General features: G+C 40.4%; 12 protein-coding genes. 8 read left to right on the top strand and 4 right to left on the bottom strand.

All coding sequences use genetic code 11. The features are described 5' to 3' along the window. Window positions 1-13: 13 nt before the first annotated feature. The 8 genes from WKF66_RS17950 (at window position 14) to WKF66_RS17915 (ending at window position 9,502) form a co-directional block, all read left to right on the top strand. Window positions 14-463, top strand: a complete 450-nt coding sequence (locus WKF66_RS17950; RefSeq protein ID WP_489675866.1) for a septal ring lytic transglycosylase RlpA family protein — start codon at window positions 14-16, stop codon at window positions 461-463. A 366-nt stretch (window positions 464-829) separates the two neighbouring features. Further along, window positions 830-1,804 (top strand): ribonucleoside-diphosphate reductase small subunit, encoded by a 975-nt coding sequence (locus tag WKF66_RS17945; RefSeq protein ID WP_489675865.1) that lies wholly within the window; start codon window positions 830-832, stop codon window positions 1,802-1,804. Window positions 1,805-1,854: 50 nt separating this feature from the next. Further along, on the top strand, window positions 1,855-4,233 hold the full coding sequence (locus tag WKF66_RS17940) for a ribonucleoside-diphosphate reductase subunit alpha (RefSeq protein ID WP_489675864.1): 2,379 nt from the start codon (window positions 1,855-1,857) through the stop codon (window positions 4,231-4,233). A gap of 127 nt (window positions 4,234-4,360) precedes the next feature. Continuing rightward, the gene (locus WKF66_RS17935; RefSeq protein ID WP_489675863.1) at window positions 4,361-4,570 is read left to right on the top strand and encodes a cysteine-rich CWC family protein; all 210 of its coding nucleotides are present in this window, start codon (window positions 4,361-4,363) and stop codon (window positions 4,568-4,570) included. 81 nt (window positions 4,571-4,651) lie between these two features. Beyond that, window positions 4,652-5,527, top strand: a complete 876-nt coding sequence (locus WKF66_RS17930; RefSeq protein WP_489675862.1) for a carbon-nitrogen hydrolase — start codon at window positions 4,652-4,654, stop codon at window positions 5,525-5,527. Next, window positions 5,511-6,566 (top strand): agmatine deiminase family protein, encoded by a 1,056-nt coding sequence (locus WKF66_RS17925; protein WP_489675861.1) that lies wholly within the window; start codon window positions 5,511-5,513, stop codon window positions 6,564-6,566. Before WKF66_RS17930 ends, WKF66_RS17925 begins: the two co-directional genes overlap by 17 nt. Before the next feature lie 29 nt (window positions 6,567-6,595). Continuing rightward, window positions 6,596-7,339 carry a 3-oxoacyl-[acyl-carrier-protein] reductase gene (fabG, locus tag WKF66_RS17920; RefSeq protein ID WP_489675860.1) on the top strand — a complete coding sequence of 248 codons (744 nt, stop codon included), beginning with the start codon at window positions 6,596-6,598 and terminating at the stop codon, window positions 7,337-7,339. A gap of 78 nt (window positions 7,340-7,417) precedes the next feature. Continuing rightward, window positions 7,418-9,502 (top strand): hypothetical protein, encoded by a 2,085-nt coding sequence (locus WKF66_RS17915; RefSeq protein WP_489675859.1) that lies wholly within the window; start codon window positions 7,418-7,420, stop codon window positions 9,500-9,502. On the opposite strand, the gene WKF66_RS17910 is transcribed toward WKF66_RS17915, so the two are convergent. The 4 genes from WKF66_RS17910 to eno form a co-directional block, all read right to left on the bottom strand. Further along, the gene (locus WKF66_RS17910) at window positions 9,499-9,798 is read right to left on the bottom strand and encodes an FtsB family cell division protein (RefSeq protein WP_489675858.1); all 300 of its coding nucleotides are present in this window, start codon (window positions 9,796-9,798) and stop codon (window positions 9,499-9,501) included. The genes WKF66_RS17915 and WKF66_RS17910 overlap by 4 nt on opposite strands. A 46-nt stretch (window positions 9,799-9,844) precedes the next feature. Beyond that, window positions 9,845-11,821 carry a TlpA family protein disulfide reductase gene (locus WKF66_RS17905; RefSeq protein ID WP_489675857.1) on the bottom strand — a complete coding sequence of 659 codons (1,977 nt, stop codon included), beginning with the start codon at window positions 11,819-11,821 and terminating at the stop codon, window positions 9,845-9,847. A 33-nt stretch (window positions 11,822-11,854) separates the two neighbouring features. Continuing rightward, window positions 11,855-12,136 carry a hypothetical protein gene (locus WKF66_RS17900; protein WP_489675856.1) on the bottom strand — a complete coding sequence of 94 codons (282 nt, stop codon included), beginning with the start codon at window positions 12,134-12,136 and terminating at the stop codon, window positions 11,855-11,857. Window positions 12,137-12,231: 95 nt separating this feature from the next. After that, complete coding sequence (gene eno / locus WKF66_RS17895; RefSeq protein WP_489675855.1) at window positions 12,232-13,527, bottom strand: phosphopyruvate hydratase; 1,296 nt, start codon at window positions 13,525-13,527, stop codon at window positions 12,232-12,234. Window positions 13,528-13,598 lie beyond the last annotated feature (71 nt).

The following is a 13,598-nucleotide window of genomic DNA, read 5'->3' as shown; positions in this document are numbered from 1 at the left end:
AACCATAATAAATATGAAGTATTGTTTATTTTTATGCGTTATGCTTATTTCTTCTTTGGGTTTAGCTCAGAACTCCACAGAAGAACTTGTATCAAATATCTCGGCTGCAAGCACCGTTTCAACTCCTGAACCAGCAGTCACAACGAACTCTAAAATTTCTCTTAAGACAGGTCTCGCTACTTATTATGCCAGAAAATTTGAGGGTAGAAGGACAACGAGTGGAACCAGATACCGTGCTAAAAAATTAACAGCTGCTCACCTCACACTTCCCTTCGGTACCGTCGTTACCGTTACTAACTTAAATAATGGCAAATCCGTTGATGTAACAGTCAATGATCGCGGTCCTCACTCTAGAAAGTATATGATTGATCTTTCTGAATCTGCAGCTAAAGAGTTGGGTTTCTTTAAAAAAGGACAGTCCCGTGTAGAGATTAGCTATCAATCACCAGAGGGCGAATCCTAACTAACTTGACGACTTAGTCAGTTATTTAAAATTATTAACAATTTAAACGTTTCTCTAATCCCTTAAAAAGAAATAATTAGCTTTTTTGAAGCTTGATTATGACTAAAATCTGATCTTTTAAACACAGAATTGGAAGGGGTTGTTAACAACTTTGTTCCAGATAAAAGGCCTCATAGTCTATATTTGTTTTAGTAAGGTTCTTTAATAAATACACACAAATTTTTAGTTAAGTGTTTAGTATTTAATTGCTTAAGGTTAACGAGGTTTCAAGCCTTTAAGGTCTTCATCAATAAATATGGTTTCATGGGCTACTGTAATTATTAAAGGACGAAGCTAACATCATTTACTATTTAAACTCTGTGGCTAATGCAAGAAGAAGAAGTACTTTTAAAAGAAAACAAGGACAGGTTTGTCCTTCTACCGATTAAATATCCAGCCATTTGGGAGATGTACAAGAAGAGCGAAGCTAGCTTCTGGACTGCGGAAGAAATAGATCTTTCTGATGACCAGAAACACTGGGACGGATTAAATAGCGGAGAACGCCATTTCATCTCCCATATTCTAGCTTTCTTTTCAGCGAGTGACGGTATTGTTAATGAAAACCTTGCTGTCAACTTCATGAGTGAAGTACAGTTGCCTGAAGCACGTTGCTTCTATGGCTTCCAGATTATGATGGAGAATATCCATGCGGAAACGTATGCACTGCTGATCGATACTTACATTAAAGATCCTGAAGAAAAAGATAGGTTATTCCACGCCATAGACACCGTTCCTTGCGTTAAGAAAAAAGCAGAATGGGCACTAAGGTGGATTGAAGGTGGGAACTTTGCTGAGCGCCTTGTTGCTTTTGCAGCAGTAGAAGGTATCTTTTTTAGTGGAAGCTTCTGCTCTATATTCTGGCTTAAAAAGCGTGGCTTGATGCCAGGTCTAACATTCAGCAATGAGTTGATCTCGAGAGACGAAGGTATGCACTGCGAGTTTGCCTGCTTGCTATATAGCATGTTAGAAAACAAGCTGACAGAAGAAGCCGTTCATGCAATTATAAAAGACGCTGTAGAGATTGAAAAAGAATTCATTACAGATGCATTGCCAGTTGCATTGATCGGTATGAATGCAAAACTAATGTCGCAATACATCGAATTCGTAGCTGATAGGTGGGTAGGGGAATTAGGTTATACGAAAATTTATAACGCAAGCAATCCCTTCGACTTCATGGAAATGATTTCTCTGCAAGGAAAAACAAACTTCTTTGAGAAGCGTGTTGGAGATTATCAGAAAAGTGGTGTATTAACTTCAACTGAAGACAAGGCTTCGGCATTCTCTTTAGATGATGATTTCTAAACCCTGCATCCTATAATTAACAAGTTTACATAAGAAAATACCCTGAAAATATGTTTGTATTAAAAAGAGATGGCCGCAAGGAAGCGGTAAGGTTTGACAAGATAACTGCTCGTATTGAGAAGCTATGTTACGGTTTTAACGCTGAGCTTGTAGACCCTATCGATGTTGCTAAGAAAGTAATCGAAGGCCTTTACGATGGTGTTACCACTTCAGAGCTTGATAATCTGGCAGCCGAAACTGCTGCCTCTCTAACTACAAAGCATCCGGATTACGCCTTACTTGCTTCTCGGATTGCGGTATCTAACTTACATAAAAATACCATAAAGTCTTTCTCCAAAACTATGGAGATGCTTTATAACTATATCGATGAAAAAACCGGTAAGCCTTCTTCATTAATTGCAGACGATGTTTGGAAAGTAATTAAGGAGCATGCTGACCTGTTAGACAGTACAATCATTTATGACAGAGACTTTGGATTCGACTATTTCGGTTTCAAAACTCTTGAGAAATCATATTTATTGAAAGTTGACGGTCAAATTGTTGAGCGTCCGCAACATTTGTTTATGCGTGTATCTGTTGGTATTCATAAAGAAGATATCGAGAGTGCAATTGCTACTTACAACCTAATGAGTGAGCGTTGGTTTACCCATGCAACTCCGACGTTGTTCAATGCTGCAACCCCTAAACCTCAGATGTCTTCCTGCTTTTTGTTAACCATGCAGGATGACAGTATTGAAGGAATATATGATACATTAAAACAGACTGCGAAAATCTCTCAGAGCGCAGGTGGTATCGGTTTAAGTATTCACAACATTCGCGCTACAGGGGCTTACATTGGGGGCACCAATGGAACAAGTAATGGCATTGTTCCCATGCTAAAGGTATTTAATGATACTGCTCGTTATGTAGATCAGGGTGGAGGTAAACGTAAAGGTGCTTTTGCCATTTATCTTGAGCCTTGGCATGCTGATGTGTTTAGCTTCCTTGATCTCCGCAAAAACCATGGTAAAGAAGAACTTCGTGCCCGTGATTTGTTTTACGCGCTTTGGGTGTGTGACCTATTCATGAGAAGGGTGGAAGAAAATGGCGATTGGAGTCTATTCTCACCAGATGAGGCACCAGGCCTATCAGATTGCCATAGTGCAGAATTCGATGCTTTATATGAGCGTTATGAAAGAGAAGGAAGAGCACGTAAAACTATTAAAGCACAAGAACTTTGGTTCGCTATTTTGGATTCACAAATAGAGACCGGAACACCATACCTATTGTATAAGGATGCTGCCAATAGCAAATCCAATCAACAAAATCTTGGAACCATCAAAAGTTCCAACTTATGTACAGAAATCATCGAATATACCTCTAAAGATGAGGTTGCTGTTTGTAATTTAGCATCTCTTGCTTTACCTCGATACGTAGTGAACGGGGAGTTTGACCACCAGAGATTATATGACGTGACTTACCAGGCCACTTTGAACCTGAACAAAATCATCGATCATAATTATTACCCAATAGAAGAGGCCAGAAACTCCAACATGCGTCACAGACCAGTAGGTCTAGGTGTGCAAGGACTAGCTGATGCGTTCATATTAATGCGCTTGCCCTTTGAAAGTGAAGGTGCTAAAATCCTTAACAAAGAGATCTTTGAAACGATCTACTTTGCAGCGATGACTGCTTCACACGATTTAGCGGTTAAGAACGGTCATTATCAAACGTTTAAAGGATCTCCATTGTCGGAAGGTAAATTCCAGTTCGACCTTTGGAACGTTACTCCTGATAGTAACCGTTGGGATTGGGAAACATTGCGTGAAAAAGTGGTAAAAGATGGAGTATATAACTCGTTATTGGTTGCTCCCATGCCAACCGCTTCGACTTCGCAAATTCTTGGTAACAATGAATGTTTTGAGCCATATACCTCAAATATCTATACAAGAAGGGTGTTGAGTGGTGAGTTCATTGTAGTAAATAAACATTTGTTAAAAGACCTTGTGGCCTTAGGCCTCTGGACTCCACAAATGAAAGATCGGATTATATTAGCTAACGGTTCGATCCAGGACATTGCTGAGATTCCTGACTACATCAAAGAATTATATAAAACAGTTTGGGAGATCAAAATGAGAAGCATCATTGATATGGCTGCTGATAGGGGAGCCTATATTTGTCAATCTCAATCACTAAACTTGTTTATCAATGCACCAAATACTTCAAAGCTTACCTCTATGCATTTCTATGCCTGGAAGAAAGGGTTGAAAACAGGAATGTACTACTTGCGTACTCAAGCCGCTTCTCAAGCAGTTAAATTTACAGTAGAAAATCAAGCTGGTAAAAATCTAGAGCCCGTAATTCCGGCACACATCGAGCAAAGCGCTGAAGAGATCGTTGAAGGTCCGGTTTGTTCAATGGAAGATGGTTGTATCAGCTGTTCAGGATAACCTTTCTAGCCAAATATAATGTTAAGGCTGGCCAAGATGTATATCAGGCCAGCCTTTTTTAATGATAGTGTAATAAAGTATTGCTTCAAAGAAGATGCTGGCCCGGTATTGTATCTTTGTATAAGAGATGACAAAACATGAGATAATCCCTTGTGAACGCTGCGGTTCAGCGATTGAGTGTAAGGCAAATTCTTACACCAAGTGCCAGTGTAGTGTGGTTCAGTTAACACTCAACGAAATGCAGTATATAAGTGAACAGCATGATGGGTGTCTTTGCGCACTGTGTTTATTCCAGTTGCAAGTTGAGTATCAGCAGTTATTCGCCATTGAGCCATAAATTCATTCATTCCCCTTCTAACCATCCATGCCAGTTTAGTTTTTTTGGCTAACTTTACCACAAAATATTTGTTGACAAACAATGGCTAAAGTACAAGTTGGATTGGTGCAGATGAGTTGTACCAATAATAAACAGGAAAACCTTGATAAGGCAATCGTTAAGATCAGGGAAATTGCAGCGCTCGGAGCACAGGTAGTCTGTCTGCAAGAATTGTTTACCTCTCTTTACTTTTGTGATGAAGAGAATTACGACAATTTCAAGTTAGCTGAAACCATTCCAGGACCTTCAACCGACGCATTATCTATCGTGGCTGCGGAACTGAATATAGTAATTGTAGCTTCTCTGTTCGAAAAGCGGGCTGAGGGTCTTTACCATAATACAACCGCAGTCATAGATGCGGATGGAACCTACCTTGGAAAGTACCGTAAAATGCATATTCCAGATGATCCTGGCTTTTATGAGAAATTCTACTTTACACCCGGAGATCTTGGTTATAAAGTTTTTAAAACGAAATATGCTAAGATAGGAGTACTGATTTGCTGGGATCAATGGTATCCGGAAGCGGCAAGACTAACCGCGCTTATGGGCGCCGATTTCTTAGTATACCCGACCGCTATAGGATGGGCTATGAGCCAGGATCTTCCTACAAATACTGAACAATACAATGCATGGCAAACCATTCAGCGCTCACATGCTATAGCTAATGGCATACCTGTCGTTAGTATTAACCGTGTTGGCGAAGAGGCTGGAGTAGAATTTTGGGGAGGATCATTCGTTTCCAATCCTTTCGGAACTATTCTATACCAGGCCTCACACAATGAAGAAGAACTTAAGGTTGTTGAACTTGATATGTCTAAATCTGACAGCTACAGGACACATTGGCCTTTTTTAAGAGATAGACGTATAGATAGTTATGCACAAATCACCAAAAGATATATAGATGACGAATCTATTTGATCATTCGCCTAAGAAGGCAGGATATCGGTTTCCAGCGGAATGGGCTAAGCACGACGCTACCTGGTTAACGTGGCCGCATAAGGAAGAGTCATGGCCAGGGAAAATAGACACGATTTATACACCGTATTGTCAGTTTATTAAAGCCGTTTCGGAAGGTGAAAAGGTGAGAATAAATATAAATGATGAGGAAACTAAATCATTTGCCATTAGTAAACTTAAGGAACAGGATGTCGACCTGAATCAGATCGAATTCTATTTCAACCCAAGCAATGATGCATGGTGCCGGGATCATGGCCCTGCTTTTTTAATAAACCCATCCGCAGAATCGAAAAAAGTGATTGTTGATTGGGGATACAATGCCTGGGGAGGTAAGTATCCGCCCTTTGAACAGGATGATATCATTCCAACGCTCATCGCAGATCATCTCGATATCCCGGTGTTTAATCCTGGAATTGTTATGGAAGGCGGCTCTGTAGAGTTCAATGGCGCCGGAACGATCTTAACAACCACTGCATGCCTCTTAAATAAGAATAGAAACCCACACTTATCTAAAGAACAAATTGAAGAATACCTGATGGAGTGTTACGGTGCTGTACAAGTACTCTGGCTAGGTGACGGCATTGTTGGGGATGATACGGATGGCCACATTGATGACATCACGCGTTTTGTAAATGAAGACACCGTACTCACCGTTGTAGAAAGCAACCCTTTAGATGATAACTATATTCTCCTTCATGAGAATCTTGCAGCGTTAAGGGAAATGCGCTTGCCAAATGGTAAGCCTTTAAATATCATTACGCTACCAATGCCTTCTCCGGTTATCCATGAAGATACACGTCTACCTGCATCCTACGCAAATTTTTACATTTCGAATGCTGCAGTAATAGTACCTACTTTTAGAGACGTAAACGATAACCAGGCACTGGAAATCATAAGAAGTGTCTTTCCTGATCGCAAAGTCGTTGGCATTGACTCAACAGATATCATCTGGGGATTGGGAAGCTTCCATTGCCTAAGTCAGCAGGAGCCAGGAGTTTAATAAAGTATTCAACCAAGTAATAGATATAAATGAAGTTATTAGAAGGAAAAACAGCACTGATCACTGGTGCGTCAAAAGGAATTGGACGAAAGATTGCAGAGAAATTTGCTGAACATGGAGCTAATGTGGCGTTCACTTACCTTTCATCGGTTGAAAAAGGCGAAACATTGGTGACTGAACTGGAAGCTTTTGGTACCCAAATTAAAGGCTATCGCTCTGATGCTTCAAAGTTTGAAGATGCAGAAGTGTTGATCAATAACATCGTCGCCGATTTTGGTGCCTTAGATATTATTGTTAACAACGCAGGTATAACAAAAGACGGCCTTTTGATGCGCATGAGCGAGGAGCAATGGGATGACGTTATCAATGTTAATCTGAAGTCGGTATTTAATGTTTGTAAGGCTGCTTCAAAAGTCATGATGAAAGCGCGTAAAGGTTCTATAATAAACATGAGCTCAGTTGTCGGTATAACTGGAAACGCGGGTCAAGCAAACTATGCCGCATCAAAGGCAGGTATCATCGGCTTTTCCAAATCACTGGCCAAAGAATTAGGCTCAAGAAATATCCGGACCAACGTAGTGGCTCCTGGCTTTATCAGAACAGAAATGACTGAGGTATTGGATCCTAAGGTAGTTAAAGGCTGGGAAGATGGTATTCCTCTGAAAAGAGCTGGGGAGACAGAAGATGTTGCTAATGTATGCGTTTTCTTAGCTTCAGATATGAGCGCTTACGTGACTGGACAAGTTCTGTCGGTATGCGGTGGTATGCTTTAGCAGTATATCTATTCTGTAAAAGTTTTAAGAAGCGCTGGACATTTTCAGCGCTTTTTTAGCATCTTTACTTTCAGACATATGAGCGATTCCCTAACAGTATATACCGTATTGGCCTTGTTTGGTTGTTTGCTTGTAGGGCTTTCATTAGGCTGGCTGCTTTATAGAAACACGGAACATCTTAACAAGAATACGCGTTATGGGTTGGCGGCGACACGTGCGTTGATTATTACAACAATAGCTTTTCTACTGTTCTTCCCTCTCTTGCGAAGCATTTCTTATGAGCTTGAGAAGCCGGTCATAATCATCGGACAAGACAACTCTATATCAGTAGGCGCCATTAAACCTCCCGGCTTTGACCAAGCCCGATATGAAAATGATTTGAAGGCTTTATCCGACGAGCTGAGCAGTAAGTTTGAGGTGAAGATCTACAATTTTGCTGACACTGTGCGGTCTGGGTTCGATTTCAAATATACAGGTAAGATGAGCAATGCTGCAAGCTTCATTGCGAAACTAAATGACGAGCATTTGAACAGAAACGTGGGTGCGGTTATCCTAGCAAGCGACGGGATATTCAACCGGGGAGGTAGCCCTTTGTATGACCTGAACAAATTAAAGGCACCGGTCTATACCATTGCATTAGGGGACACTATCCCTAAGAAGGATTTGGTGATCGCAAATGTGAATAGCAATGACATTGTCTATTTGGACAATGAGTTTACGGCTGAGGTTCAGGTTCAGGCGTTCGAAAGCAAAGGTTCACAGGCGGTGTTGAAAGTAGCACAGAATGGAAAGGACCTGCAAACACAAACAGTCTCTATTAATGCTAACCCGTTTGTAAAAACTTTGGCGGTGAAGATTAAGGCTTCAAAATTAGGGCTTCAAAAGTATACGATCACTCTTAATCCGCTGCCTAACGAAATTTCGGTCAAAAATAATAGTCAGCATCTTTTTGTGGATGTCATCGATGCAAAACAGAAGGTATTGATTGCCGCTGCTGCGCCTCATCCTGATATTTCAGTGTTTAAGCAGGCCATTGCCAGCAACGATCGTTATGAAGTCAAAGTGGCTTTTGCTGAGGACTTGAATGCCTTGAACCCTAAAGACTACGGTTTGATCATACTGTATCAGTTGCCTGCGGCCTCCAATGTTGGGCTAGCCTTTTTAAATAGACTTAAGGAGGGCAATACCTCCACCTGGTACGTCTTAGGCGCTCAAAGTAATTTAACAGCTTTTAATCAGTTTCAAAAGGGTGTCACTTATAGCGGGAACGCAAGCGCATTACAAGAAACCTTTGCAACACCCAACCCTGACTTTACCGCATTCAATATTAGTGAAACCGAGGTGAAAAATATAGCAAGTTTTGATCCGCTATTGGCTCCATTTGGTACGGTCACGGTTAATGAAGAAGCCTCCATTGTACTAACTCAAAGGATTGGGAGGGTAAAAACACAATATCCTCAGATGCTATTTAGCGCCGATAAAGGGAAAAAGGCAGCGTATATGATTGGAGAGGGGATTTATAAATGGAAGCTTGGAGAGGCGCTAAATGGGGCGATTGAATCCGTAACCAATAGCTTGATTTTGAAATCCGTTCAATATCTTTCCGTAAAGGACGACAAAAGAAAGTTTAAAGCGTACACTGTAAAAAATACATATGATGAGAACGAGAGTATCAACATCAATGCTGTATTGTACAATGACAGCTACGTTGCAGTGAATAGGCCGGATGTGAATATTCAGATGAAGAACGAGAGTGGTAAAGCATACAAATTTCTGTTTTCAAGAACCGAAGCTGCTTATCAGTTAGATGCCGGAACGTTGCCTCCAGGAAATTATACCTACTCAGCGGCTACTAACTTTGGTGGTAAGCCATTTCAAGCGTCGGGTATGTTTTATGTAAACAATATCGTGGCAGAATACCAACAGACAATTGCCAACCACCAGCTGCTTGGTACCATGGCTTCTACCTCTAATGGTAAAATGTACATGCCTGGAGACCTATCGAAGATAGCTCGTGATATTGAAAGTAATGAGCAGATTAAGACACTTAGCTATGAAAATAGGAAGTATGAAGAGTTGATCAATTACAAATGGTTGTTCGCGATGATCATATCGCTGTTAACCCTGGAATGGTTCTTTAGAAAAAGAAATGGAGAGGTTTAATCCGCCTTTACTTCCTTTACAATAACAAAAACATCTTCATTGTCTTTCTTCATAAAGTACTTCTCGCGAGCAAACTTCTCAGCAGTGTTAAGATTGGTATTCAGCTCGTTTAAGTCTTTCTTAACCGTCTCAATCTCTTTTACATAGAAATCTTTTTCTTCCTGTAGTTTGTTAACCTGCGACTTGAATTCATATTGCGCAATGATGTCGTTCTTGTCGAAGAATAACATCCATACCACGAACGCCCCTACACTTAGGAAATACTCATTGCGAAAAAGTTCTAGTAGGCGATTCATAGAAACAAATATATAATGATATATTGATATAAAGATATCTTTAGCGCTAAAGCGTGCTGAAGCTTTTTATGATGGCTTGCCAATCTTTGCCAAAACCGACATTAATCATTTTACCTTGCGGGGAAATGATAATTTTTGAGGGATAGCCGGTTATTTCATACTTTCTTTCTATTTGGCCGTCAGACATTGCTGCTGTCATAGTAAACTTGTTTTCCGCCAGATATGCTTTGACCTTCGATTCAGTGTCACTACAGGCTACGCTTAAAAACGAAACATTTGGATGTTTGCCTTCGGCTACGTCTACACCAAACTTATTTACAATAGGCATCTCTTCTCTGCATGGGCTACACCAGGTTCCCCAAAAGTCAATAACCAGCCATTTATCCTTGTAGTCTCCAAGCTTGTATTCTTTGCCGTCGACTCCTTTTACCACAAAAGAAGGTGCGGTAACCCAAGTATTGACTATCTCTTCGTTGAAGAATGGTTTAAAACCTTTATCCGGAAACTTCTGCTTAAAAAGTTTTTGCATTTCTCCAATATTTTCTGGCATGGCATTGATGCTTTCGATAAACATTTTAAGGCCTTCCTTTTCATTACCAGAGCTCAGCATCTTTTCCATGTATTCTTCCTTATAGCTTTCTTTGGTCTTTAAAAACACACGATCGTAGAAGCTAGAATGTGCTTTTTCTTTGGGACTTGTGGGTGAGTACTTTGCCGCCTTTGCAAGATAGGCTACATGTTCGGGATCCCCGGATGCGCTAGCAGTGACAGACTTTAAATAATAAGCACCTGCAAGCATATTTTGATGGGCATAACGATCCTTATTTAAGGTGTCAGATGTATAACGCTCTAGCTTTTGGATCGTCGCATCCAAGAGTATTGAGGCTTCAGTATTTTGCTTAGCCGCTAGCAGCCTTTGGCATATCAATAGAGAATACCTCCCGCCATTCCCGGCTTTCATGTTGTCATCACTCATCTGGAGGAAGGAATTCCCTGCTGTAATTATTCCAAGGGTATCTGCAGGATTTCGTAGTACATTGGCCCAGAGATAAAGCGGAGTGGTCATCTGCTGGTACTTCGCTCCTTTGTTTCCTTTAAACAGATCTAAGAGTTTAAAACTTTTTGTTAAACGCTCACTTTTCTCATTGATATCGTCCTGAGAAACATTAAAAGCTTGAGAGAAGGAATGTTGTATCCACTGGTCAAATGCATCTGTTTCAATTGCGTATTTGCTCACTTCGTATGCAGAATCAGGTCCTAATTTTTCAAGAGAGGTACCCAATTTATTGTGCAAGTGACTATAATCACCTTTTAAAATTGCATTGGGTGTTAAGATTAATAAACTATCATAAATTTTATAAGAGTGATCGCTACGTAGACCTTGAACGGCATTTAAACGGCGGATTGCAAAATAACGGTCGCTGAAAATTCCATGGTCCTTAACTTTTAACAACTGATAGACTTTAGCCGAATCGTACTCTGCTCCCTTTTTATAAGCATCGCTCCAGTAACTAAGCTTTACCGCATAATTGATCCATGCAGTATCTATAGCTTTTCGCCGCTGACCAACTCCCAGCGACTGTTTTCTGCTAGATGATATATCCACTTTCTTCGCTGCTAAAGGTAGCGGACTATTCTCAACAACACTTTCGGTTGTCGTAAGACCATTATTAATAAGCCCGCTGTTTAGCTCTATAACATATTTTGTGTGCTCTTTTGACTGCTCTGTAACTTTGGACGCCTGCATAGTCACCGTTGATGTATTTTTATTGGTCAATGTAAAAGGAGCATCTGTATTTTGAGGTTTCTGTTCTGCGGAAATAGAAGATTTATTGGCATCTGCCTTATAAAACAAACCTGCAATTGTTTGATCGAAGCTTTTGGCGTTGTCAAAGATGGTTTGTTGAATGTCTGGCTTGATTACCCAGTTTTTCAACTCGCTGCTTAGTATTTCCGTTACCCCCTCAACAGCAATTAACTTACCCTGTGGACTTACTATCACTTTGAATGGTTTATTTAGCATGGCTAGTGGAAATAGCGGGCCTGTGGAGTTAAGCTATGTCTTTCTAACAGAATCAGTGTTCAGTTGTCGCTCTTGGGTTTGAGAATCATGAATCTGAGATTTTACTATTCGCGTTTCTAGTATGAAGTTACCATTCGCATCTTTACCCTGTGATCTAAAGGAATAGGTGTTTAGTTCGTTGCTTTTGTAAGTCCCTTTGTCAGTAATATGGGTGGTGATCTCGAAAACTTTTCCTTTTGGAAGGTTCAACAATTGGGAAAATCCACTTCCAGCCGTTAACGACAGCAGAAGTAGCGAGAGCATTATTTTCTTCATATCTGGTTAATTATGAGGGAAGATACAAAAAAAGAACAAACAAAAAAAACCCGAAGCGCTTAGCTCCGGGGTTTTACATAATGACCTAAGTAGATCTATTTTTTGAAGTATTTGAAGTCTTTACCGATGAAACGCGCAGTTGTGCCAAGTTCCTCTTCAATACGTAGCAATTGATTGTATTTTGCTATCCTGTCAGAACGTGAAGCAGAACCAGTTTTGATCTGACCACAATTCAACGCAACGGCTAAATCAGCAATCGTAGTATCTTCAGTTTCTCCAGAACGATGACTCATTACAGATGTAAAACCATTCGACTGAGCCAAACTAACTGCATTGATAGTCTCTGTTAAAGTACCAATTTGATTAACTTTAACAAGTATAGAATTGGCGATTTTTTTATCGATACCTGATTGTAAACGTGTTACATTTGTAACAAATAAATCATCACCTACCAACTGAATTTTGTCTCCAATTCTATCAGTCAAAAGTTTCCAGCCATCCCAATCGTTCTCATCCATACCATCCTCAATAGAGATGATCGGGTATTTCTCAGCAAGTTGAGCAAGATATTCTGCTTGTTCAGCGCTGGTACGGATTGCACCTTTATCGCCTTCAAACTTAGTATAATCGTATTTTCCGTCTTTGTAAAACTCAGAAGCTGCACAGTCGAATGCAATAAAAATCTGCTCTCCTGCCTTATAACCCGCTTTTTCAATTGCTTGAATAATCGTTTCTACTGCATCTTCAGTGCTGTCGAAAGTTGGTGCAAAACCACCTTCATCACCTACAGCCGTTGAAAGGCCTCTACCGTGAAGAATCGCTTTTAAGGTATGGAAAACTTCAGTTCCCCATCTTAAAGCTTCAGAGAATGATGATGCGCCAACTGGCATGATCATAAACTCCTGGAACGCGATAGGTGCATCAGAGTGAGATCCACCATTAACGATGTTCATCATCGGAATAGGAAGAATGTTAGCATTAACACCGCCAATGTAGCGGTATAAAGGCTGACGGCTTTCCTGAGCAGCAGCTTTAGCTACAGCCAAAGAAACACCTAAGATTGCGTTTGCACCAAGGTTTCCTTTGTTCTCAGTACCGTCTAATTTAAGCATCAGGCTATCAATGGCGTTTTGCTCAAATACATCCATCCCTTTTAGCTCATCGGCAATCTTATCGTTTACGTTAGCAACGGCTTTTAAGACGCCTTTACCCATATACACAGATTTATCATTGTCACGAAGCTCAACTGCTTCATGCATACCTGTTGAAGCACCAGAAGGTACTGCAGCACGACCAAGGATACCATTTTCTGTAATTACATCTACTTCGATTGTAGGATTGCCGCGGGAATCCAGTATTTGGCGCGCACGAACATCAATTATTAAACTCATTTTTCTCTATATTTTGTTTGTAAAAAGCCTTAGTGTAAAATGTACAATTACCAGGGCAATACTCAAAGTTA

Source organism: Pedobacter sp., from assembly GCF_037719805.1.
Lineage (GTDB): Bacteria > Bacteroidota > Bacteroidia > Sphingobacteriales > Sphingobacteriaceae > Pedobacter.
The sequence above is the reverse complement of the archived record's forward strand: the minus strand, read 5'-3'. Positions and strand labels throughout refer to the sequence as shown.

Coding starts and splice junctions, on each gene's coding strand:
- WKF66_RS17940 (WP_489675864.1), top strand. CDS start 1,855: ATGTTTGTATTAAAAAGAGATGGCCGCAAGGAAGCGGTAAGGTTTGAC.
- WKF66_RS17905 (WP_489675857.1), bottom strand. CDS start 11,821: ATGCTAAATAAACCATTCAAAGTGATAGTAAGTCCACAGGGTAAGTTA.
- WKF66_RS17950 (WP_489675866.1), top strand. CDS start 14: ATGAAGTATTGTTTATTTTTATGCGTTATGCTTATTTCTTCTTTGGGT.
- WKF66_RS17930 (WP_489675862.1), top strand. CDS start 4,652: ATGGCTAAAGTACAAGTTGGATTGGTGCAGATGAGTTGTACCAATAAT.
- WKF66_RS17900 (WP_489675856.1), bottom strand. CDS start 12,136: ATGAAGAAAATAATGCTCTCGCTACTTCTGCTGTCGTTAACGGCTGGA.
- WKF66_RS17915 (WP_489675859.1), top strand. CDS start 7,418: ATGAGCGATTCCCTAACAGTATATACCGTATTGGCCTTGTTTGGTTGT.
- WKF66_RS17945 (WP_489675865.1), top strand. CDS start 830: ATGCAAGAAGAAGAAGTACTTTTAAAAGAAAACAAGGACAGGTTTGTC.
- fabG (WP_489675860.1), top strand. CDS start 6,596: ATGAAGTTATTAGAAGGAAAAACAGCACTGATCACTGGTGCGTCAAAA.
- WKF66_RS17910 (WP_489675858.1), bottom strand. CDS start 9,798: ATGAATCGCCTACTAGAACTTTTTCGCAATGAGTATTTCCTAAGTGTA.
- WKF66_RS17925 (WP_489675861.1), top strand. CDS start 5,511: ATGACGAATCTATTTGATCATTCGCCTAAGAAGGCAGGATATCGGTTT.
- eno (WP_489675855.1), bottom strand. CDS start 13,527: ATGAGTTTAATAATTGATGTTCGTGCGCGCCAAATACTGGATTCCCGC.
- WKF66_RS17935 (WP_489675863.1), top strand. CDS start 4,361: ATGACAAAACATGAGATAATCCCTTGTGAACGCTGCGGTTCAGCGATT.